Source organism: Limnoglobus sp., assembly GCF_059499385.1.
Genome location: NZ_JCABYM010000153.1, coordinates 90,508 through 111,767 on the forward strand (window position 1 = coordinate 90,508; position 21,260 = coordinate 111,767).

General features: G+C 61.4%; 24 protein-coding genes. 6 read left to right on the plus strand and 18 right to left on the minus strand.

Annotation, left to right across the window (positions count from 1 at the left end; all coding sequences use genetic code 11):
* The first annotated feature begins 40 nt into the window (after nucleotides 1-40).
* On the plus strand, nucleotides 41-1,039 hold the full coding sequence (locus tag AC5JJ2_RS26660; protein WP_495861098.1) for a DUF3500 domain-containing protein: 999 nt from the start codon (nucleotides 41-43) through the stop codon (nucleotides 1,037-1,039).
* 627 nt (nucleotides 1,040-1,666) lie between these two features.
* Here the strand turns inward: AC5JJ2_RS26660 and AC5JJ2_RS26665 are convergent.
* Nucleotides 1,667-4,579 (minus strand): WD40 repeat domain-containing serine/threonine protein kinase, encoded by a 2,913-nt coding sequence (locus tag AC5JJ2_RS26665; protein WP_495861099.1) that lies wholly within the window; start codon nucleotides 4,577-4,579, stop codon nucleotides 1,667-1,669.
* Nucleotides 4,580-4,954: 375 nt separating this feature from the next.
* Between AC5JJ2_RS26665 and AC5JJ2_RS26670 the strand changes: the two genes are divergently transcribed.
* From AC5JJ2_RS26670 to AC5JJ2_RS26680, 3 genes are all read left to right on the plus strand, one after another.
* Nucleotides 4,955-5,533: an RNA polymerase sigma factor gene (locus AC5JJ2_RS26670; protein WP_495861100.1), complete on the plus strand. Its 579-nt coding sequence runs from the start codon at nucleotides 4,955-4,957 to the stop codon at nucleotides 5,531-5,533.
* A gap of 103 nt (nucleotides 5,534-5,636) precedes the next feature.
* Nucleotides 5,637-6,440 (plus strand): hypothetical protein, encoded by an 804-nt coding sequence (locus tag AC5JJ2_RS26675; RefSeq protein WP_495861101.1) that lies wholly within the window; start codon nucleotides 5,637-5,639, stop codon nucleotides 6,438-6,440.
* Between the two features lie 2 nt (nucleotides 6,441-6,442).
* On the plus strand, nucleotides 6,443-6,976 hold the full coding sequence (locus tag AC5JJ2_RS26680) for a hypothetical protein (protein ID WP_495861102.1): 534 nt from the start codon (nucleotides 6,443-6,445) through the stop codon (nucleotides 6,974-6,976).
* Between the two features lie 95 nt (nucleotides 6,977-7,071).
* On the opposite strand, the gene AC5JJ2_RS26685 is transcribed toward AC5JJ2_RS26680, so the two are convergent.
* Nucleotides 7,072-7,818, minus strand: coding sequence for a ComEC/Rec2 family competence protein (locus tag AC5JJ2_RS26685; protein ID WP_495861103.1), 747 nt, complete (start codon nucleotides 7,816-7,818; stop codon nucleotides 7,072-7,074).
* Nucleotides 7,819-8,022: 204 nt separating this feature from the next.
* On the opposite strand from AC5JJ2_RS26685, the gene AC5JJ2_RS26690 reads away from it, so the two are divergent.
* Together AC5JJ2_RS26690 and AC5JJ2_RS26695 are read left to right on the plus strand one after the other, a co-directional pair.
* A complete protein-coding gene (locus AC5JJ2_RS26690) occupies nucleotides 8,023-8,511 on the plus strand; it encodes a hypothetical protein (RefSeq protein WP_495861104.1) in 489 nt (162 codons plus the stop codon).
* 366 nt (nucleotides 8,512-8,877) lie between these two features.
* Nucleotides 8,878-9,495, plus strand: a complete 618-nt coding sequence (locus AC5JJ2_RS26695) for a hypothetical protein (protein ID WP_495861105.1) — start codon at nucleotides 8,878-8,880, stop codon at nucleotides 9,493-9,495.
* On the opposite strand, the gene AC5JJ2_RS26700 is transcribed toward AC5JJ2_RS26695, so the two are convergent.
* The 16 genes from AC5JJ2_RS26700 to AC5JJ2_RS26775 all read right to left on the minus strand — a co-directional run bounded on the left by AC5JJ2_RS26700 (nucleotide 9,489) and on the right by AC5JJ2_RS26775 (nucleotide 21,245).
* The gene (locus AC5JJ2_RS26700) at nucleotides 9,489-9,785 is read right to left on the minus strand and encodes a hypothetical protein (protein ID WP_495861106.1); all 297 of its coding nucleotides are present in this window, start codon (nucleotides 9,783-9,785) and stop codon (nucleotides 9,489-9,491) included. The two genes, AC5JJ2_RS26695 and AC5JJ2_RS26700, sit on opposite strands and share 7 nt — an antisense overlap.
* Nucleotides 9,786-9,918: 133 nt before the next feature.
* Nucleotides 9,919-10,194, minus strand: coding sequence for a hypothetical protein (locus AC5JJ2_RS26705; RefSeq protein WP_495861107.1), 276 nt, complete (start codon nucleotides 10,192-10,194; stop codon nucleotides 9,919-9,921).
* Nucleotides 10,191-10,370, minus strand: coding sequence for a hypothetical protein (locus AC5JJ2_RS26710; RefSeq protein WP_495861108.1), 180 nt, complete (start codon nucleotides 10,368-10,370; stop codon nucleotides 10,191-10,193). The genes AC5JJ2_RS26705 and AC5JJ2_RS26710 overlap by 4 nt, the downstream gene beginning before the upstream one ends.
* Before the next feature lie 587 nt (nucleotides 10,371-10,957).
* On the minus strand, nucleotides 10,958-11,842 hold the full coding sequence (locus AC5JJ2_RS26715; RefSeq protein WP_495861109.1) for a glycosyltransferase: 885 nt from the start codon (nucleotides 11,840-11,842) through the stop codon (nucleotides 10,958-10,960).
* Nucleotides 11,839-13,314 (minus strand): hypothetical protein, encoded by a 1,476-nt coding sequence (locus AC5JJ2_RS26720; RefSeq protein WP_495861110.1) that lies wholly within the window; start codon nucleotides 13,312-13,314, stop codon nucleotides 11,839-11,841. The genes AC5JJ2_RS26715 and AC5JJ2_RS26720 overlap by 4 nt, the downstream gene beginning before the upstream one ends.
* Before the next feature lie 3 nt (nucleotides 13,315-13,317).
* On the minus strand, nucleotides 13,318-14,235 hold the full coding sequence (locus AC5JJ2_RS26725) for a hypothetical protein (RefSeq protein ID WP_495861111.1): 918 nt from the start codon (nucleotides 14,233-14,235) through the stop codon (nucleotides 13,318-13,320).
* A 13-nt stretch (nucleotides 14,236-14,248) separates the two neighbouring features.
* Nucleotides 14,249-15,622: a hypothetical protein gene (locus AC5JJ2_RS26730; RefSeq protein ID WP_495861112.1), complete on the minus strand. Its 1,374-nt coding sequence runs from the start codon at nucleotides 15,620-15,622 to the stop codon at nucleotides 14,249-14,251.
* 3 nt (nucleotides 15,623-15,625) lie between these two features.
* Nucleotides 15,626-15,877, minus strand: a complete 252-nt coding sequence (locus AC5JJ2_RS26735; protein WP_495861113.1) for a phage tail assembly protein T — start codon at nucleotides 15,875-15,877, stop codon at nucleotides 15,626-15,628.
* A 68-nt stretch (nucleotides 15,878-15,945) separates the two neighbouring features.
* Nucleotides 15,946-16,188: a hypothetical protein gene (locus AC5JJ2_RS26740; RefSeq protein WP_495861114.1), complete on the minus strand. Its 243-nt coding sequence runs from the start codon at nucleotides 16,186-16,188 to the stop codon at nucleotides 15,946-15,948.
* Nucleotides 16,189-16,240: 52 nt separating this feature from the next.
* Nucleotides 16,241-16,678 carry a phage tail protein gene (locus AC5JJ2_RS26745; protein ID WP_495861115.1) on the minus strand — a complete coding sequence of 146 codons (438 nt, stop codon included), beginning with the start codon at nucleotides 16,676-16,678 and terminating at the stop codon, nucleotides 16,241-16,243.
* Between the two features lie 43 nt (nucleotides 16,679-16,721).
* A complete protein-coding gene (locus tag AC5JJ2_RS26750) occupies nucleotides 16,722-17,216 on the minus strand; it encodes a hypothetical protein (protein ID WP_495861116.1) in 495 nt (164 codons plus the stop codon).
* A gap of 158 nt (nucleotides 17,217-17,374) precedes the next feature.
* Nucleotides 17,375-17,707, minus strand: coding sequence for a phage head completion protein (locus AC5JJ2_RS26755; protein ID WP_495861117.1), 333 nt, complete (start codon nucleotides 17,705-17,707; stop codon nucleotides 17,375-17,377).
* A complete protein-coding gene (locus tag AC5JJ2_RS26760; protein ID WP_495861118.1) occupies nucleotides 17,700-18,236 on the minus strand; it encodes a head-tail connector protein in 537 nt (178 codons plus the stop codon). The genes AC5JJ2_RS26755 and AC5JJ2_RS26760 overlap by 8 nt, the downstream gene beginning before the upstream one ends.
* Nucleotides 18,237-18,307: 71 nt before the next feature.
* The gene (locus AC5JJ2_RS26765; RefSeq protein WP_495861119.1) at nucleotides 18,308-19,495 is read right to left on the minus strand and encodes a phage major capsid protein; all 1,188 of its coding nucleotides are present in this window, start codon (nucleotides 19,493-19,495) and stop codon (nucleotides 18,308-18,310) included.
* 48 nt (nucleotides 19,496-19,543) lie between these two features.
* On the minus strand, nucleotides 19,544-20,095 hold the full coding sequence (locus AC5JJ2_RS26770) for an HK97 family phage prohead protease (protein ID WP_495861120.1): 552 nt from the start codon (nucleotides 20,093-20,095) through the stop codon (nucleotides 19,544-19,546).
* On the minus strand, nucleotides 20,058-21,245 hold the full coding sequence (locus AC5JJ2_RS26775; RefSeq protein WP_495861121.1) for a phage portal protein: 1,188 nt from the start codon (nucleotides 21,243-21,245) through the stop codon (nucleotides 20,058-20,060). Before AC5JJ2_RS26775 ends, AC5JJ2_RS26770 begins: the two co-directional genes overlap by 38 nt.
* Between the last annotated feature and the right edge of the window lie 15 nt (nucleotides 21,246-21,260).

Consider the following 21,260-nt stretch of genomic DNA (forward strand, 5'->3'; position numbering starts at 1 on the left):
CACGCCGCCCGTCCCTCTCTCACCCTGTCAGGAGTTGGCCATGACGCCACGCGACGCTCACGACTGCCCGGAATGCCACGGCCTGTTCGCCGCCACCGACCGCCGACGGTTCCTCGGCCGCACGGCCGCCGCCCTCGCCGCGCTCGGCGGCGTCGGCACCGCGACCCGCGCCGAGGCGAAGGCCAAGCCGGCCGAGGACCTGGTGCGGGAACTGTTCTCCACGCTGACGGCCGCGCAGAAGAAGGTCGTCGTGCTGCCGTGGGACCACACCGTCACGAAGGGCCTGCCGACGCGGCTCGGCATGTACAACGCCCCGATCCTGAACCAGAAGATGTCCGCCCACTACACGAAGCCGCAGATGGACCTGTTGGACAAAATCTTCCGCGGCATCTGCGCCGAAGGCGACGGGTACAAGCGGCTGAGCCGCGGCGGGAACTTCGACGCGAGCGGGGCGTTCACGAACATCGGCGCGCACGTCTTCGGCGACCCGACGGACAAGCAGAAGTTCTCCCTGGTGTTCAGCGGCCACCACCTGACGGTGCGGTGCGACGGCAACTCGGAGCCGAACGCGGCGTTCGGCGGCCCGATGTACTACGGCCACACGCCGGACGGCCTGAGCGACGAGAACGTCTTCTTCTACCAGACGCAGGCGGTGCGGAAGGTGTACGACGCGCTCAACGAGAAGCAGCGGAAGGCGGCGAGCATCGAGGGGACGCCGGGCGAGCTGGCGAAGTCGGTCGAGTTCCGCAAGAAGCACCCCGGCCTGCACGTCTCGGAGTTGTCGAAGGACCAGCGGAAGCTGGTCGAGGACACGATGCGGGAGCTGCTGTCGCCGTTCCGCAAGGAGGACGCGGACGAGGTGATGGACATCCTGAAGGCGGTCGGCGGGCTGGAGAAGGTCCACCTGGCGTTCTACTTCGAGGAGTACGGCGACGCGATCAACTGGCACTTCTGGCGGCTGGAGGGTCCGGGGTTCGTGTGGAACTTCCGGGTGCTGCCGCACGTTCACACCTACGTGAACATCGCGAAGCTGGCGTGACGGCAGGAGACTAATTGCAAGGTTGTGAAGGCGCTGAGAGAATTCGATTCGATCTCCGCGCCTTCGCGATTTTTATGGGGCCCGTCTTCGGAAGCGACTCTGAGCGAAGGACGTCCTCGAGCACCCACGCCGGCGGCCCGTGGGACACTTCGGGGTGCAAGTGATCGTCACGCGAGTGCCCGCTTAAACAGCCCGCTGTTGGAGCGCCTCATGCCAACGACCTACCATTCCGCGAGCAAAGGTACGATTCAACGCGTCGTCGATTGCGAGTGGTGTGGGTGCCAATTCGAATACACCCTGATGCGTCAAGGCATCGTGCCGGCCCCTTCGTGGTCGGAGGAAGACGATACGGATGCGGCCGTCGAGGCTCGCCAGCAAGCACACCTTGATTGGACGTACGGTAACGAGCACGACCCCGTGCCGTGTCCCGAGTGTAAGCGGTATCAAACGGCCATGCGGCCCGCCGTCCAACGGTACTACTACGGGCGACAGAAGATATTAGGTTTAGGTCCGACCGAGTCGTTGCTCTTCCTGGCCGGGGTCATGCCGGCCCTCGGTCTTCTATTCATGGGGGGCGGTCCGCAGGCCGCATACCCGCTCTGGCCGATCGGGGTCGCGGCCGCACTGCTACTCGTCGCGGCCCTCGCGTATGTCGTCCAATCGGCTCTGGCCGGGCGGTACGACCCGGAACGCGACCCCCGCGGGCCGGCCGACCGCGGGGTCGTGGTTCGGTCGGGCCGGGCCGGGCCGGGCGGTTAGCGGTTCGCGGCCGTTTTCGGCTTTCGACCGCCCGTCTTGCTCGACCCGGCGGATTTCCCACGCCTTGACCTCGTCGTCCTGACTGGCCGTCACGATCCGCGTGCCGTCCGGGCTGAACGAGACGGAAAGCACGTCGTCCTTGTGTCCCTTGAGCGTGAGGGTTTCAAAACCGGTCTTGGCGTCCCAGATTTTAACGGTTCGGTCCCAACTCCCGGTCACGACCCGCGTGGCATCCGGGCTGAAGGCGGCGCAACTCACCCCCTCCGTATGGCCTCGAAGGGTGAGTAGTTCCGCTCCCGTCTGTGCGTCCCACACTTTCGCGGTCTTGTCCTGGCTCGTCGTGATGATTCGGGACCCGTCCGCGCTGAACGTGGCGGAGACGATGCCGTCGGCGTGCCCCTTTAAAATTCGGGTGGCCGCCCCGGTTCCCGTATCTCGCACCGTGGCCGTGTTGTCGGTGTCATCGGTCGTGACGACGCGGGAACCGTCCGGGCTGCGTGTCCGAATTTCGTCGGGCGACTCCTCCTTGGGACGGGGGTGGGCGTGGGCTTCCCCCATGGCGTCGAAGACTCGGGCCGTGTGATCCTCGCTGGCCGTCACGACGAGCCTTCCGTCCTGGCTGAACGCGACCGAATTCACCGCCGCCTCGTGCCCGGTGACCGTTAGGAGCAGTTTCCCACTGGCGGCGTCCCAGTTCCGTACCGCCCGGTCGTCGCTGGTCGTTACGATCCGACTGCCGTCCGAGCTGAACGCGGCGGCCGTCACGGAAAGGTTGTGCCCTCTGAGCGTGAGCGTATTCGCCCCGGTTGCCGCGTTCCAGACCTTCGCCGTCTCGTCCTTACCGGCCGTCACGATGCGGTCGCCGTCCGGGCTAAACGCCGCGGAGTACACGGCCCCGTCGTGTCCCTTGAGCGCGAGCACTTCCGCCCCGGTTTTCGCGTCCCAGACCTTCGCCGTGGCGTCGAAACTCGCGGTCACGATGCGGGCACCGTCCGGGCTGAAGGCGGCCGACTTGACATGAAAGCTGTGCCCCTTCAGGGCGAAGATTTCCCGGCCCTCCTTCGCGTCCCAGACTTTCGCGGTGTCGTCCCAACTCGCGGTCACGATGCGGGCACCGTCCGGGCTGAACGCCGCGGCCGTGACGCCGGCGGCGTGGCCGCCGAGCGTCTGAAGCACCGTGCCGGTTTTCGCGTCCCAGACCTTCGCCGTCTTATCGTCGCCGGCCGAAACGATCCGTTCCCCATCGGGACTGAAACGGGCGGATTGTACGATGTCGGCGTGCCCCTTGAAGGTGACGACCGGCCTCCCCGTTCTCGCGTCCCAAACCCGCGCCGTCTTATCCGCGCTCGCGGTGACGATGCGACGGCCGTCGGGCGCGAACGCCGCGGCGATGACGCCGGCGGTGTGCCCGCCGAGGGAGAGCAGGTGGGGGTGACACAGCCGATGAACGTAGTGCCAATCCCATCCGCGTAGCTTCGGCGGGCAGAGGTCGAGGAACATCCGCGCCCGCGGCAACTCGTTGCCCTGAAACGCGAGGTGGGCGAGGTTGACGTTCCGCGCGAACGCGAGGCGTTCCCGCTCGTCGGCGATGTCGTCCTTCACTTTTCGGGCGATCCCCTCCGCCACTTCCGCCCGCCGCCTCTCCCCTTCGGCCGCGTCGCGGGCTTCTTCGGCCTGCCCCTTCAATCCCTCCGCGATCCCCTTCTCGGCGACGGCCTCGCGCCACAAGGCCGTTGCCGTGGCCGCGAACGCCCCGAGGAGCACGACCGCGGCCGTCAGCACCCACGCCGCGGCGGCCGTCGGATTCCGTCGGCCCCAGAGCACCGCCCGCTCGATCCGCGTCGCCCGCCGGGCCGCGATCGGCTTCCCCTCGATCCATGCCTCCAGGTCCGCGGCCAGCCCGTTCGCCGTCGGGTATCGGCGGTCCGGCTCCTTCTCCAGGCACTTCAGGCAGACCGTCTCAAGGTCGTGTGGGATGCTCTTCGACACCGCCCGCAACGTCGGCGGGTTCGACTCCTGGATCGTGATGAGCAATTCAAGGTCCGTGTCCGCCACGAACGGCTTCCGGCCGGTCAGGCACTCGTACAGCATCACCCCCAAGGACCACACGTCGGCCGGCGGGCCGACGAACTTCATCGCCTTCGCCTGCTCCGGGGCCATGTACGCCGGCGTCCCGGCCGCGTCCTGGGTGCGGGTCAGGTCGCTCGCCGTCCGCTTCGCCAAGCCGAAGTCGGCCACCTTCGGCGTGCCGTCGGCGGCCAGCAGCACGTTGCCCGGCTTCAGGTCGCGGTGGACGATCCCCAGGTCGTGGGCCGCCCCGACGCCGGCCGCCACCCTCGCGATCAGCTCCGCCGCCACCCGCGGGGCGAACGCGGGGCCGGCCTTGATCCGGTCGGCCAGCGTGCCGCCGGTCAGGTACTCCATCGCGATGTACGGTGCGGAGAGAAGTTCGGGCCTGTCAGCGGAGCTTCCCACGGCCCGAACGCCATCGCACTCGCCGAAGTCGTGGACCTCCACGACGTTCGGGTGCTTGACCGCCGCGATGACCTGCCCCTCCGCCAGGAACCGGGCCTTGTTCAGCGGGTCGGTGCTCAGCATGAGCTTGAGCGCGACCTTGCGGTCGAGTTTCGTCTGCCGGGCCTCGTAAACGACGCCCATGCCGCCGCGGCCGATCTCGCGGAGCACGTCGTAGCCGGGAATGGTCGGCAGGCCGAGCAGCGAAGAGGCGGACGGGACGGCCGTTTGTACCTGCGTGCGGTCGGTCGGCGTGGGGTCGGTCATGGGCGCGGCCTCGGCGGGATGCGCCGATGGTAACCGATGCGCGGGCCGGAAGGAAGCGACCGGGCGGATTCTGACGGCTTTGTTCCCTCCCCCCTTGGGGGGGAGGGTTAGGGAGGGGGGTAAGCCTTCCTCCCGCGGTGAGGATCGCGTTCGAGGTGGGAAGCTCACCCCCCTCCCTAACCCTCCTCCCCAAGGGGGGAGGGAATAAGACCAAAACCGTCGGCCGCGCCAACATCCGCCGGCCGCTGGCGTTACACCCGTATGAACGGACGGGTTCGCGGCGGGCCGAACGCCCCGGTTGCTGGACGGACACGACCGGCCGCGGTATCGTGGAAGCAGCCCCCGCACCCGATACCCCCGACCCCGCCGACCCGCGTGGCGCACGACCCGGACGTCCTCCTCCCCGGCGAGGAGCTGCGATGGATTGAAGCCGCCCAGCACGGCGACCGGCAGGCGTTCGCCCGCCTCGTCGAGCACTACTGGGACCGCCTCTACCGCTGGCTGTTCCACCTCACCCGGAACCGCCACCAAGCGGAAGACCTCGCCCAGGAGACGTTCGCCAAGACGCTTGCCGCCCTCGGGTCGTTCCGGCCGGGCAGCAACTTCCGGGCGTGGCTGTTCCGCATCGGGCACAACAACTTCGTGAACCTGAAGCGGGGCGAGCGCCGCACGAAGCAGCAAATGCCGGACGACGTGCCGGCCGCGGCCGCCGGCGGCGGGACGCTCGACTACCTGGCCGACCGCGAGGCGCTGGCCGTCGTCGTGAAGGCGATCCAAGAGTTGCCGCCGGAGTTCCGCTCGGCGCTTCTGCTGCACACGCAAGAGGGGATGTCGTACCGCGAAGTCGCGGCCATCCTGAAGACGACGGAGGAAACCGCCCGCTGGCGGGTGTTCAAGGCGCGACAGAAACTGATGAAGGTATTGAACCCGGAGTTAGTGCCACCGGGGAAATGAATAGAGCCACAGATAAACACAGAGAGCACAGATAAATCCAAGAAATGATTTTTTCTGATCTGTTTATATCCGTGTTCATCTGTGGCTAAATGTTGGTGTCATCATGAAGTGTGAAGCCGTACAGAATCGGTTGCTCGACTTGCTCGGCTCGGACGTGCCGACGGAGTTGCTCGTTCACGTGGACGGGTGCGAACTCTGTCAGCGGTTCCTGGAGCGGGCGCGGGCGCTCGACGCGGAAATCGCGACCCTGCCCGTGCCGTCGTCGGAGGCGGCGAAGCTCGCGTACCTGGATTCGCTCACCGCGGCCGGGCCGGTCATCAAGACGGTCCCGTCCACGCTGGCCCGCGGGTCGGTGTCGCTGCGGGAGCTGCTCGCGAAGGTTCCCGTGCGGCCGGTGGCGACGGCGGCCGCGGCGGTCCTCGTCGGGGTCGGCGTGTGGTCCGCGTGGCCGGTCGGCGGGCCGCCGGTCGCGAAGGCCGACCCGCCGCGGCACGAGTTGCTGCAAAAGGTCGTGACGCTGAACACGGAACTGGCCGGGGTCACCGCGCCGAAGGACCGGGTGGCGAAGCTGGCCGGGCTGGCCGCGGACCTGCGGTCCGAGACGCGGGCGCTCTCGAAGGCGGCGCAAAAGGACGACATGCTGGCTCTGGCGAAGATGTACGAGAGCGTGGTCAACCGCGGGATCGTGACGCAGGCGGAACAAATCACGATGTTCAACACGCCGTCCCCGGCCGAGCGGAAGGCGGCGTTGAAGGCGGCGACGGCCGAGCTGTCGCGGGCGGCCACGGAAATCACGGCCCTGGTGCCGACCGCGTCGCAGCAGGTGCAGCCGCTGCTGCGGCGGATCGCGAACACGGCCCGCGACGGCGAGGCCCGGCTGCTCAAGCATCCCGACGGGGGGGCTTAACCGTGCGCCGACTCGTCTTCACCACGTTCGTTCTCACGTTGCTCTCCGTGTGGGCGTCCGGCCAGTCCGCGCCGGGCGGCCCGCTGGCCGGGGAGCAGTTGAAGCTGTTCGAGGGCAACCGCGGCCTGCTGGAAGAGTTGGTGGACCGCACCGTCGAGCTGGCGAACGCGGACACGCCGGTGGCGAAGGTGCGGGCGTGTCACGAATCGACGAAGGCCCTCGGCCGGGCGCTCCGCGACGCGGCCGACCGGGACGACGCCGACCGCGTGACGGAGTTGAGCGACCACCTGACGGCCGTGATCAATCACGGACTGGTTCCGACGATCGACGACGCGCGGAAGACCGTGCCGGTGGGGACGCAGGCGGAGAAGGAGCTGTTCGAGCTGACGAGCGTGGCGACGCAGGACGCGGAGCGGTTCGAGCTGGCGATCCCGGCGCTCGGCAAGGTCGGCGGATCGAGCAAGGTGCAGGACGCGCGGGCGAAGCTCCGCGGCGCGAACGAGGGCCTGAAGGACCGCAACCGGTCGCGGGAATAGTAGTAGGCACACTCCGTGTGCCGTCTCGTTCACGCTCCCAGCGAGTTCGTCCGGGTCGCTGCGACCGACAGCAAACGGCACACGGAGTGTGCCTACTACTTTGTCCCCCTTTTCACCACCACCCGTTCTCCACTCCGAAACGCCTCCGCCGTCAGCCCGGTCGGGTTGCTCCGCACCGTGACCGCGCCGGCCGTCCACGTGTCCCACACCGGGGCCGGCCCCGCGTCCCCACTTCGCACCGCGGACTCTCCGCGATTCCCCCGGCTCACGACCACGAACGCCGGCTGACACCACGTCACCACCGCCGCCGGCAGCGCCGCCCGGCTGCCGTGGTGCGGGGCCATCAGCACGTCGCACGCCGTCGGCGGCAGCCCGAGCACCCGCGCCGCCCCCGCTTTCTCCAAGTCGCCGGTGAAGAGGAACGTGTGCCCGCCGTGCTTAACGTGCAGCACCAAGCTCCGCTCATTCTCGCTGCCGTCCGGCCCGTCGCGCGGCGGGTGCAGCACGTCGAACGTCACCGCCCCCGCCGTGAAACGATCACCCGCCGCCGCGACGCGGCTCGGCACGCGGCGGTCCCGCAGCGCGAGCAGCACGTCCGCGACCTCATGCGTCGGCTTCGTCGCGAACGACGGTGTCATCGTCACCTGCCCAATAGGGAAACGGCGAAGCAGCTCGACGAGGCCGTTGAAGTGGTCGAGGTCGGCGTGCGAGAGGAACAGCTCGTCGATGCGGCCGATGCCCCGATCCCACAGAAACGGGGCGACGATTCTTCGCACGGCGTCCGGCCCGGCCATCGACCCGGCGTCGTAGAGCAGCACGCGGCCGTCCGGTGTTTCCAGCACCGTACACCCGGAAACAGTTTTAACAACTGGCAATCGACTTGACTAGAGCATGTGTTCCCGTGTACAGTGGCCCGACATTGATCTTTGACAACTCGGTCCGATAACGTGGTCCGGGCGGGTCGAGCCTTCGGGAGTTCCCTACCCGGATCGTGGACGTGTTCTAGGCTTCGGCCGACCGTCCATCACTCAACCGGAGTTCTGCCAATGAACGTGACGAAGGTGGAAGATGTGCCGTCGCTGGTCGAGCAAGCCCAAGTCCTGATCGAGAAGCATCACGGCGATGCCGTCGATGCCGCCCGATCCATCGGCGAGCTTCTGGCGTTCGCCAAGAACGTGCTGCGTGGCAAGTATCAGAAGTGGGCCGAAGACAACATCAAACTGACGGATCGCATGGTGCGGAACTACAAGAGGCTGTTCGAGAACTGGCACTTGGTCGAGGTTGCGAAAGGCAACGGCGTCTTCGGCAACAGCGACGATCAGTACCGTTACACAATCGTCGGTTGCCTCAAGTGCATCAGCAACGGCGGTAAGAAGCCGACCAAGAAGAAGAAGAAGGCGAAGGCCGAACGTCGTCTGCGGGTCGAAGCCGACGTATTTACGGCTGCGGCGAAGAAAGCGAAGGTGAGCCAAGAGGCTGCGGAACTACTTCTTCGTGAACTCGGCTACAAGGTCGAAGTTCTGACGCCCGCCTAATCGTCTGCGGAAATCAATTTCCGGTCGAATTCATTGCGACGTATTTTTTACCACGCCGGAGGCCCGGCGTGGATTTGCTCCAATTCATGAAATTCCACTTTCTCGTTGACATTAGAAGCGTAAGCATGGGAGAATGTTCACGACAAATTATTCAGCTAAAGGTGGCAAATGTCTCGACTTCCTCAAATCGCAGGTATGACACCTGAATGGCGTGCCGAAATATCTCAACGTCTGAACATTGCTAGGGTCTACTCAAGTGCTGTGCTAGTTCACGGGTCAAAGCTTCCACTCAAAAATTTTGAGATTGGAACCGCAGTTATGCTAAGAGTAGACGGTGAGACTTTCGCCATTACAGCGAAGCATTGCGTGACCGACGATATGGAAATAGTTTGTAATAAAGAACAGGGTAGTTTCGATAGGCCGCTTGATATTCTCGGCAGCGTAGAGCATCAAACGCTTGATTTGGCTCTTGTAAAGGTGCGTGACACGAGGTTTAATGCGATAAGCATAGATCAAATTGCCATTCCTAATCCAGCCGTATTAACATCTAGGTCGGCACAAAACGATGGAACGGTTATCTGGGCCGCTGGTTATCCTGCTTGCGAGATTGATGTGGTCGGTCCAAATTCTTTGGACATCGGACTTTATGCAACGGGTGTCGAGTTTGTCAACGTAACTGATGAGAGGATAACGGTCCACTTTGCGGAAGAAGGAATACGAATGGGTCACGATGGATCGTACCCAAGACAAGGACCGTATCCTCAAAGGCCAAACGGGATGAGTGGCGGCGGAGTGTGGGCGCAAATGGCCCACACGGGAGGATTGTTCACTCCTGAGCGTCATGTAAAGCTGTTCGGTATATCGGAATCTTGGCTGCCCTCAACCCGTGAATTTTATTCGGTGAATTCTCTACAGATTCTTCGGCTGTTGTTTGAGACGCATCCCGATATTGCGAATAACCATAGGCACCTTTTACCTCAGTGACGGCAAAGTCGTAATTCCTTCAAGAAGTCCTTGTAGCCGTCTTCACTGAATACAATGTCCGTGTGATACTGGCTGGCTTCGTAGTTCATGCTCTTGACCCGGAACGTCACCGTGTCCGGGTCGTAGATCGTCAAGAAGGCGGGTAGTCCTGCCCGTGTCGCCAATCTCGCCAGCGTCGTGTTGTTGGCGTTCCGCACGTTCTTGTCCTTCGCAGATGCGTTGACGTGCTTGTATTCGACGAGTGCGACCGGCTCGCATCTGTCGTACTCGATGGTCTTAAACGTCTCCATGTCAGCTTCTCCTTCCCTGGTGATGATGGCGTCGATGTCCGTCATCGGTAAATTAGTAGACCAAGTGCGATGGCGTTCACTGATCCAAGAATCACGCCACCCATTTCTCTCAATTTTACGGTTGTCATCACTACTATACATTGTCCTCCGTGTTTTCACTAAATGCGGAATTCATCTGTTCTGAACCCGGTAGCTCGTTGCTACCGGGTTTCTTCCTTTCAAGCTCCTTCACTAAATCATCGTCCTCTTGGATGATGCGAATAATTTGCCGTGCCGTGTAGCCGGTCAACTTTCGCTTCTTGCCCTTGTAGCGAACGAAGACCGTCTCCAGTAATTCTTCCCTCCGCAGCGCATCCAGCAAGGCGTTTAGCTCGGCCGTGATTAGCTCGATGTCGTCCAGGTCGTTCATTTGGCTCCTTTGACCGTGTTCACGATCATGGCCCGAAGGATGTCGGCCTGGGAGATTTGGTAGCCGGTTCTCTCTTGCTCGGCCCGCATGTGTTCCTTGAACTGCTGGAACAACTCCGGCGTCAACTGCACCGTCACCTGGGTTGATGGCCTCTCTGGGTTCTTCGTTCTCTTCACTGAATACTCCTTGTGGTTTTGGACAAAAATATCTATGCACCAGGACGTGTTTTCTCTCGCAAAAATGTTACCGACCTGCTAATATATGGTAACGGTGAACAGCAACCCGACCGGAACCCGTCGGCCTGTTCTGACAAAACCTGCGACGGTCTGACCAGTGGTCAACCGCACCAGCTACGGCGACGAGGCCGTTAGAGCGTGTCGCAAGTCACAAGGTAATCTTTACGTTCGGAAACACTGTACCAGGACTGCCAAGTCGTAAGACGAGTTGTGTGTTATCTCGGCAGCACAGGGCGTAGAGTTAGGCGTGTAACAACAGGTTCACTGACCTAGCGATAGTGTCATAAAGAGATGTCTTCTTCAAGAGGTTGAAGCAAGAGTAGAGCGTTACGCCCGTAGCTCCTCTTCCCTTCTTCCTTTTATCTTTATCTCTCTTTATCTTCACCTGGGCCTCGGTACGCACTTCGCCGACCCTTCATTGAGTACAAACGAAAACGGCCCGAAGGATCGTGAGACATCCTTCGGGCCGTTTAGCGTCGAGGTTGAAAGAGACGGTTACTTACGGTTCACCGAATCCATCCAACGAGTTATTTACGCATCGCCGTTCTGGTTTTGCCACACCCGCACGGCTTCTTCTTCTCGATGGCTTGCTTGGCGGACTGCACGGTGATCGTCGGCTTACCGGCACTGGCCGCAGCAATACGCATCAAGGCTATTCTCTTCTTGTGGTCCGTGACACCGGCGAAGTGAATGAACTGGCCGGTGTGCCATTCTTTCATGCTCTTGTCACGGAACCATTCCCAATGCAAATCACTCGGCATGTCCCATACCTTATAACCGTTCATGCACAGGCGGATGCTGATATTGTTCTGTTCGCTACAGTGCCGACCGATGAACGGCTTCGTCATCGGCTTGAACGCATCACGGTGTTCCCGGCTCGCCACCCACACGCCGCTGTTGAGCATATACGGCGGAACCACGGGCATCGGGTATCCCTGGCTTTTGACCAATTCTTCGATCTCCGTGTAGTACCACGCAAAGCCGCCGGTCATGTACGGAAGGTCGTCGTGCTTGCCGACGTGATCTTCGGGAACAATCTCGAACAGGTTCGGTGCGCTGTCCCGGACAATCACGTCGGCGTCGATGTAAATGATCCGTTCGTAGTGGTCGAAATACTGTTCAACACGGAACTTGTCCCACAACGGGTAGATTGGAATCGTCGCCGTGTTCGCCGTGATCTCGTGGTAGTCGGCGTTGCACTTGCTGGCGTAGCGGCGGATCGACTTCCGGCTGATGTCCAGCATTTGTAGGCCACGGACGCCGATGCCGAGTGTAATCACGGCCACCTTCGATGTCGGCGTGATCGTCGGCAACGGTGGCAACGGAACCGGCTCGATCATGTCGTTGATCGACCAGAACGGCGTTGCCGCAGCTACCGTCAAATCCATCTTGTTGTTCGCAAACTCGGTCATGGCATCGTCACCGTTACTGTAGCCGGATAGTCGCAGCACAACGGGCAGTCGTCGTTGTCCAGGCTCATGATGTTCTCGCCGTCGCAGTCCCATTCGCTCAGCGGCTTCTTGTACGTCGCCACGATGTCCGGCCCGGCGAACAACTCGAACACCATGTTCGGGCCGTTGCAGTACAGGTAGACCGTTGCGGACGTGCTGCCCTGGCAGTCAATCACGTCAAGAACGAGTTCGTACCAGAAGGTTTCTTCCGTGTCGAAGGCCAAGTTCCAGGTGCGGTTGAACCCGGCACAGTCCAGGCACTCGTCGGACGTTACGCCGCTGACGACCGCCGTGGCCGTTTCCACGCCGTCGCAACACTCGCCGTCCGGTATCTCGTCGCAGCACAGGTCAACGAACTCGGCCGGACATTCGGTGAACGGAATCCCGTTGTTCGTACCCTGTTCCAGCACGACGCACCCTTGACCGTTCCACTCGGCTTCCCACTTGCACAGTTCCAGGTTGCCGTCATAAAGCTGGATTGACCAGAACCCTTCGCATTCCTCATCGCCGGGCGGCGTGAGGTACAATAGGTTCCCGCCCGGCCCTTCCGCAATGTAGGTGCTGCCGGTCAGAACGAAGGCGTAGGTGACGCCGTTGATCGTTACCGTGAAGTCGCACTGGTCGCACGGCGGCGGCGGCGGGTCGTCGATGCACGGGTAGCAGCACGGCAAGCTGATGTAGCTGGTGCTGTAGCTGTCCTGTTCCAGCGAACAGTTGTTGAAGCTGAACGCCGTCGTGGTGATCGCCAGTTGCGGCGACGGACAGCCGTTGCTTAACGTGATGGCTGTCACGGCCGAGAACGTGCCGGAGAGGTTCACGTTCAGCTTGCCGTCTTCGCCGATCTCCAGGCAGTTCCCGGCATCGACTTCCAGCTTACACCCGACCGTGTTCACCAAGCCGGGTCCGGCAAGGTCGGCCGACTGCACGCCGATCTTCTTGCCGCCCTCGAACGTGATCCCGCAACCCTTGTCCAAGTAGAAGTTGCACTCTTCCGCCGACCAGTTGATTCCCTCTCCGGCCGCACTCTCGCCGTCGAGGACGATGGTTCCGGCATCGCAGCCGGAAGGATCGTCCTCTTCTTCCACGATGCGCAGCCCGCAACAGGCTTCGACGACGCTGTTGGCGTTCACGACCCACACGCTACCGCCGTCCAACGTGTCGCCGGAACGCTGGCCCATGTACCGCCGACCGACGACCAGCGTGTCGTCGTCGTTGGCCGGGAGTGCGATGACCGAGGCGAACGTCTCCCAACCGAGGTTCACGGCGTCGTAATACGTCACCGTCCCTTCGTACTCGCCCTCCGAGGCCACGGTGATCTCGACCCACCCTTCCTGTCGGTTGCTCCCACCGGACGCACCGCTACCGCCCACGTCGGACTTGTTCAGTAGACGTGTGAGCTTGTCGGCCGTGCCCTGTGATAAAACGTAGGTCATGTGTTACGGTGCTAGGATGTTCGCAAATGCCCGCTGCTTGGAATCTTTGAACAACAGGTAAACGAGCGGGTCGCCCAACGCCAGCTTCCGGCCCGCACCATCGAGCGGAACCGGGTCCGTGACGAAGTTACCCTGGCTGTCCTTGATCTTCTCGTTCGGCATGACGGTCGAGACGTATTCGTAAGTCCCGCAGTCGAGAACACGCACGTCCCAATCAGGATCGCCAATCAGGAAAGTGATGTCGATCTGGTAGTAGTAAAGGTTCTGTTCCCAGACGGACTGGATTTCGTAGCTGCTACACTTCAACGTGTTCGGTGCGAATCCCAAGAAGGTGTCGTTGTTCACGGCTCCCGTGTAATCGGCCTTGCGGTTCCACGGTGCGAAGTTTAACCAAGTCGTGATCGTGAACCCTGGGATGTACCGCTTCCGCATGACCGGCGGCGAGAAGGCTTGCCCGTTGCTGGCCCGTACCTTCTTGCTCGGCGTGCTGTAGTCCGTCGTCATCGCCTCTTCGACTTCGATGGTCACGGACTTAATCATCAACGGCCGTAGCGTCGGGTCTTGGTTCGCTGCCGCCGTGGGTGCTTCACCGGCGTTTAGATCGGTGCTGCCGACGCCGAAGTCGAACGGCTTGGAATCGTAGTTCGCAGTGAACTTCCAGATGTTCTTCTGGCCCGGCACGGCCTCAACAGCTTGACCCTTGCACCGTGCCCACAGGTCTACTTCACTGCCGCCGCAATCGTACTGGCTGTACAAGCCCAAGTCGTACTTCAAGCCGACAGCCAGAGCTACGGCCCGTGGCCCGTCGTCGTCGTTGCCGTCGGATTCAACGATGAATTCCCGCTTGTATGTCCGGTATCCCTGCTCGTCGATGGAACCCGTTCTCGGCAGTTCGTAGATGTTATCTTCATCAATCGCCATGCCGTATGTAGAGTTACAGAACCTTAAATCCCACGTTGCGGTTCAGGATTTCGGCAATCTGACCGAGTAGCTGGTTCCCTTGCTGGCGAAGCTGGTTGCCCTTCTTCATCAAGTCCTCTTGCTTCTGGCCTTCCATCTCGAAATTCGCAGCGATGCGGGCGGCGTCCTGTGATCCCTTCAAGGCTGCCGCAATGGGCTTGAAGTCGGCCGTGCCGTTCTGCCCGATCTGGCCGGGATTGTTCAGCCGGTTGATTCTGTCCTGTAGCTTCTTCGTGTCCATCATGCCCGCTTGGAAGGCGTCGAAGAACTTGTCCACGGCGTTCATGTTCTGGCCGAACGGCTTGTTCCACAAGTCGTTCCAGCCCTTGTCACGGACTTCCCGCCCGCCCTGTACGAGTGCCTGATCGTCGATGGCCCGGCCGATGATGACTGCGCCCTGGCCGACGAAGGCGTCGGCGGCGTTCTGGGCCTTCGCCCAGATGTCCATCAATGCGGCCGTGGCTTTGGCGACGTGCTTCAACACGCTCAGGGCGATGTTCCCGAACTTGGCGAAGTTGTTCCCGGACGTTCCCAACGCTGCGGAAATGCCGTTCCCAAGCTGCTCGATGAACGGTGCAAGTGAAATCACAACCTCGTCGAACACTCGGCTAATCTTCGCCTGTGCTTGTTGGAAGGCTTCCGTTGCAAGCTGGGCCTTCGCTACTTGCTCGGTGCTGACCTTGTACTGGTCGGCCATCGCCCGGAGTTCTTGCGTGGACTTGCCTAACAGCCCGACGAGATTCTTACCCGTGTCTTCGCCGAAGGATTTCAGCAAGGCGTCAACTTGCTCGGCCGGGTTCTTGATGTTCTCGATGGCCCGGAAGAGTTCGTAGAACTGTTCTTCCGGGTTGAGCTTCACGAAGTCCGCCGCACTGATCTTCAACTTGTTGAACAAACTGGTGGCGACTTCGGACGTACCGCTGAGAGCTTCCCGGCCACGGCCCGACAACGTGATAAGACCTTCAAGGAAGTCCTTCGTGTCGCTGCCTGCGGCTTTGGCTGCACCGGCAATCCCAGAGAACTGTTCGGGTGTGAGGCCGAGAGACGTGGCGATGCTGCCTTGCTTCGCAAGGTCGCCGATCCGGTCAAAGGGTGACGTGAGGGTGTCCGTCAGCTTGCTCGTCAAGCCGGACGCCACACCCATCACGCCACCCGTCAGGACGGACTTGAACCCGCCCGACAGCCCTCCTCCGAGCTTTCCAGACAAGCCCTTGAACGCATCGCCGATCTTGGTTCGGATCGAAGACGCCCATGACGTGATTGTCTTTTCCGACTTGCCCAGACCTTGCGTGAGCGGGTTCTGGTTGGTCGAGAGTACAAGTGAGCTAGTGCCGAGTGTTTGAGCCATGCCTTATGTAGCATTGTTATTCACGGCTTTGGCCCAATCCCTTAGAGCTTGATTCGATTGCTTCGCATCGAGGCGTTCGGGCGTTTCCCAGCGTGGCACGAACTTGGCGATGGACGGCGGGTTCTTACATTGGGTTGCGGCCATCGTGTGAGCGATGATCGCACTTCGCACGTCGTCGGCCACGAACGTGAACGGCTCCAGGTCGTGATAGGCTTCGTACCATCCCAGTTGATCGGCGGTGAGTTCGTCGGCCAAAGTGAACACGCACTCCTTCCGTTCCCGTGCAAGACGGAACAACGTAAGTAGTGCTGGATTGGCTTTGATTAGTTTTTTTTAGCGTCGTGCTGGCCCACGGCGTTGACCGTGACGCACAACTCCAAGAGCTTCGTGGCCGTCACCGGGTCTACGCCTTCGGCGTCCTCAACCGTGGCGAACATCGGCTGGCCCTGCGTGTTCTGGACGCACAGGTGCAGCATGTAGAAGTCCGCCCGCCACGGAGTTTCCTTCATCGTGTTGTGCAGGTGCAGGACGTGGGCGAGTTCGCCCGCCGTCATCGGGCGAATCATCACTGCCACGCCGTCAACGTCGTGGCGGTGTGGTTCCGGCTTCTTGAATGGATTAGGCAACTGTCACCGCCCCGCAGACCTTGATCTTGACCGTGACGGAAACGATTTCCTCGGTGGTGATCTCCGATTCCATCGACATGACCACGCCTTTGAACGTGAACGTCTGCACGCCACCGGCCGTGACGCCGTTCTCGTCCGGCCCGCTGATCTTCCACTTGTTGTCGTTGGCCCCGGTCTTCTTCAAGCCCTTCAAGGCGAAGATGGCCGAGTAGACCGTGGCCGTGTAGTTGAACTTCACTTCGACCGTGCCGCCGTCGGCCAGCCCGAACAGGAAGTCCTTGTAGCCGTCGGTGATGCCGAGATGCACCACGTCAACGACGCTGTGTTCACTCGACGGAAGTGTGATGCTGGTGACTTCGGCCACGTCCGTGAAGGTGCTGCCGTTGTCCGTGCTATAAGATGCCTTGCTGCCAATGCCAAGAATCGCCATAGTACCTCGTGAATGCTGAGACGAAGTATCTATGGCCGGTCGATCATTTCTTTGACATCATCTGGGCGAGTTGTTCCCGGAGCTTCGTGGTAAGGATCGTCTGGAACTCGTTGCCGCACCGACTGTACGCCCGCTCGATGTAGTGCCGGGCTTGGAGCTTCGTGGAGCCGAATTGCAGAATGCTCCCGTATCGTGACGGTCTGATGTAGTCGTTGATACCGGGCTTCTTCTTGAACTTCTTCACCAGATTCTTGAAGAATTTGGTGCGGACGATTCCTTTGCGAAGTGCTTTGGCCTTCTTCGCCGCAACCTTTTTCGCACGGCTGGCCCGCTTCGCACCGACCTTCCTGGCCCGAGCGATGAACCGGCCGAGCTTCGTTTTCTTGCGCTTGGCCCGTGCCTTCGGCGTCCTGGTCGTCGTGGTCGTGGTCGTGGACTGCTTCTCCCGCTGTTTCTTCTTCTTGAGCTTCTTCACCTTCGTGGACGGCCCGACGACGGCCGACCAGACGCCCTTCTTGAACTGCGTTTTGATCCTCATCGCCCGTTTCAGGAACCCGGTACGTTCCGGTGCGGCTGCCACGACCGCAGCCTTTGCCGGGACGGTGGCTTTATTCAGTGCAACCCGAATTGCACGATTTAGTCCTGAACCACGGACGTATTGAAGGTTGCCCAAGTCGAGTTCGATGTGGCCGGTAATCATACGTCCAGAGATTCGTAGACGTGCGCCGCCACGATGATCTCGTCTTCTCCGTACACGATGCTGTCGATGATCCAGGTCTGTTCCCATTCCGGCCGGTAGAGACGATCCAACGCCGATACCGTGGGATAGTTGCGGATGCGGATGGTTCCGTTCTGGCCCGCTTGGTCGGCTCCGTAGTCGTCCTGGCGGCGTCCCGTCTCCGGCTCCACGTTGGCCCACAAGTAGCCGTCGTGCGTGTAGCTCGCCACGTCCTGACCGATGTTGTCCTTCGTGTTGCTTCTCTTCATCCAGTGAAGACGTTCGTTGTAAACCCCGGCCTTGTTACGCATGGGCTACTCCTAAACTGCCTCGCAGTTGTTGAACGACGTAGGAGAACCCGGCCGGGACTTCGGCCAGTTGAACGTCACTGAATGCTTCCCGGTTGGCGTAAAGGTGTGCAGCCAAGAGCTTCGTCACGACCTTGAACCGGGCCGGACATGTGTTCCCGGCGGTGAACGTGATCGTGATCTGGTCGAAGGATTCCGGCTCGTCGCTGGTGATCGTGACTTTGCCGGTCGAGAGTTGCGCCGTGAAGTCCAGGTCGGTTTCGTCGCCCTGGTCGTCGGCCTTCACCGAATCAACGCTGACGAGCGGGCGGCGTGGGATGAGGACTTCGCCGTCCGTCGGCCAGTCCGTGATCGTGGCGACGAACTCAGCTTCACCGGGAACGAAGCCGGTAGCGTCCATCAGCATTTCGACGGCGGCTTCCAGGTACTCTTCCAGAAGGTCGTCGGCACTGTCGTCGTTCATCGACAGGTGTAACTTGAAGTTCTCCAACGAGACGGGCGGCGTGGGCGGTGTGGTGACGGTGATTTCCATGCCGGTATATAGACAAACCCGGCATGACATTTCTGCCATGCCGGGTTCGGCCTCCAGGTAACAGTCTACGATTACGGAGCGTCGAAGCTGTTCAGCGTCTTAACGCCCGCCTTCGTCAGCCAGCGGCCGTCGAAGGCTTCGTGCAACACGAAGCCGACCTGACCGTTTGCGGCGTACAGTTCGTTCATGCGGGTGAGCGTGCTGCCGCCGACCCGACGGAGTTGGTACTTCTTCAGCGCACCGAACAGGATCAACGGCTGGTTGTCGCCCGGCGACGAGATGGAAGTCAAGCCGTTCGAGATGAAAACAGGGTAGCCCAAAAGCCGCTTCACGACACCGCTCTGGATGTCCGAGTTCACGAGCAACCGGCCTTGTAGGTCTTCAAGCTGGCGGATCGCCTGCCACGTCGCATCGTGCATGATGAAGCCGACGCCCGGAAGGTTCCGGTACGCCAACGGCACGGACGTTTCCAGTGCAATCAGTTTCGCCTGGGTGATCGGATTTCCGGTCGCCAAGTTCACGCCGACCGAGACGCCGTTCAGCATCCCTTCCGGTGCGGAGCTACCGGCGTTGCTGCCGACGACGGCGGCGTCCAACGCCCGGCCCATCCGCTCGGCGAACAGGTCGGCCAACATGGACGGGAAGTCAACGACGGAATCCCGGATGACTTGGTTGCTGACCTTCACAATCGGGCTGTAGTAGTCCCACGACTTGAACACGACCTGACCGAACGTCGGGTCGGACGAAGACCCGATACCGGACGCTTCCGTCACGATACTGGAAGCGTTCGCCGTGTCGTCCACCGTCGGCCACGGGTAATCCCGGCCGTCCTCGGTGCTGAACGTGCTGATGGCGTCCGTGACGGTGAAGTAGTAGCTCAGTGCCTTGTCAAGCTGCGAAGAGAAGGACTGAGGAACGGTGAATCCCCCGGCCGAGTTCGTTCCCTTGCTCAAGGCACGAACGTCGGGCTGGCTCCGGTCGCCCATCGCCCAACTGCGGAAGGCTTCGTCGTTGCGGTCTTTGTTGGCGGCTTCGATGTTGTTGTTGAAGCCGATCTGACGGCGTGGCTGGCGTAGCTCGGCTTCCGCCCGCTCCACCTTCTCGGTCAATTCTTTGGATCGCTGTTGCTCGTTGGCCTTGTCGAACTCGGCGTAAAGATGTTCAACCTTCTCGGCTTCATCCTTGCTCAAATCCCGCTGTTCGGCCTTTGCGTTTTCAATGATGGCCTTAGCGTCGGCCAAAAGCTGATTGTGATTCATGTATCTCCGAATGGTTTGCTTGCCAATCGGAGATATGTAGCCGTCGTGTTACATTTTTCGCAGCATGTAGTTCAATTCCGCCTCGTGACGGACCATAAACGTGTCGGGCGGTTCCACTTTAGTCCGCACGGCGACGGACGTACTTGAATATGCCGGTTCGTTCACTAAAGCGATGTGCATCAAGTCCAGGTCATGAACTGTACGATGCGGAAGTCCATCTCTCTGCTGCCAGCTATCCTTCACCGTGGCGAACTTGAACGACATCGCCTTCACGTCCCCACGATGCACGGCTTCCTTGATGTCGGACGCCCAAGTCGGTAGGTCGATCTCAAAGGCTAGACCACGCTCGTCGGTGTTCAGGCGCAGGGTTCCCGCCGACGTGCGGCCGAGCGGTGGCCGTGCGTCCTCGTTGTGGCTGTAGTGGGCCGTCACGTCGCTGCCTTGATTCAGTGAACGATTGAACGCCGTCGGGCTGATCGTCTCCACGAACTTCCGGCCTCGTTCACTGAGTACCTGCGACGGGCTGTTGAACACGGCGGCGTAGCCGACCAGCTTCCCGCCGTCACTGCTGAGGTTGCTGCTGATTGATCGAATTTCCATTGTTCTCCTGGGTGGTTGTCAGCTTCTCGCCGTCCTGGTGGGCCGGTAAGCCCATTACCTCTCTCGCTTCGTTGGACGTGTATATTCCCGACTTCACGGCCATCGACAGGGCCGCTACCTGTTCCGAGAAGGAACCACGCAACAGGTCGTCGAGCTTGTGTTCCGCATACATCGTGTCGTCACGGAGAAGGTCTTTGTTGACGGCTTGCTCGATGGCGACGGCCAGCGGCCGGATGCTGTTCTGAACGAAGTCCATGCGGCTGTACTGAATGTTGGCCCAGACCTGCCGTTCGTAGTCGTAGGTCAAGCTCGGCGGCGTCCTCGTGATACGCTGGCACTCCCGAAGCTGCGCAACACGAGATTCGTTGAACTGGCCCTCTTCCGGGTCCACGGTGATCTTGTTCCATGCGAAGCCGTCCGGCAAAGCTGGCGTCTTCCCGACGTTGGCGGAACCGGAGAACGATTCGTTCCACTGCTTGCGAGCGTCGGCCCGGTCTTCGGGCTTGATGCCGGGCGGCGTCGTCAGGAACCCGCCGGGCCGGGCCGAGTTCTGGAAGAACGACTGGCCGAACGTGTTCATGGCCGTCGTCAACTCGATGCTGTCCTTGCACATGTCGAACGGGCTGCACCCACGGAACCCGTCCATCGAGAACGACAGGACGTGAAGGATGAAGTTCGGGTCGATCTCCCGCCCGTTGACGTAGTAGCGGAGCGTGCGGAAGTTGGCGTCCCATTGCGTGCTGACGGCTTGCGGGTCGAGCCGCCACACTTCCAACGGCGTGCCGTCGAACCCGTCCCGGACGATCTCGCACACCGCTTCGCCCTCAAGCTGCAAGTCCAGGGCGATGCTGTAGCGAAAGGCTTTGGCGGTCTGCAACGGATTCGGCCGGACGTTCAACAGCCGGTAGACCGGGTGATCGTAATCGACGACTGCACCGTCCTGGTCGTTCCATCGGTAGACCGGCACTTCCAGCGTGCTGAGCGTGTCGGCCACGTTCGTGACGGCGGCGTAGACGGCCGGAATGGACAGTGCTTTGCGTCGGCCCATGCCGGTGTAAATCACGTCCCCGAACGGACAGTTATCCTTCGTGATCGTGCGGACTTCTTGCTTCGGTTGCGGCTTGCTGCGGAACAGGTCGAGGAATTTCATGCTGGTATCTATCCA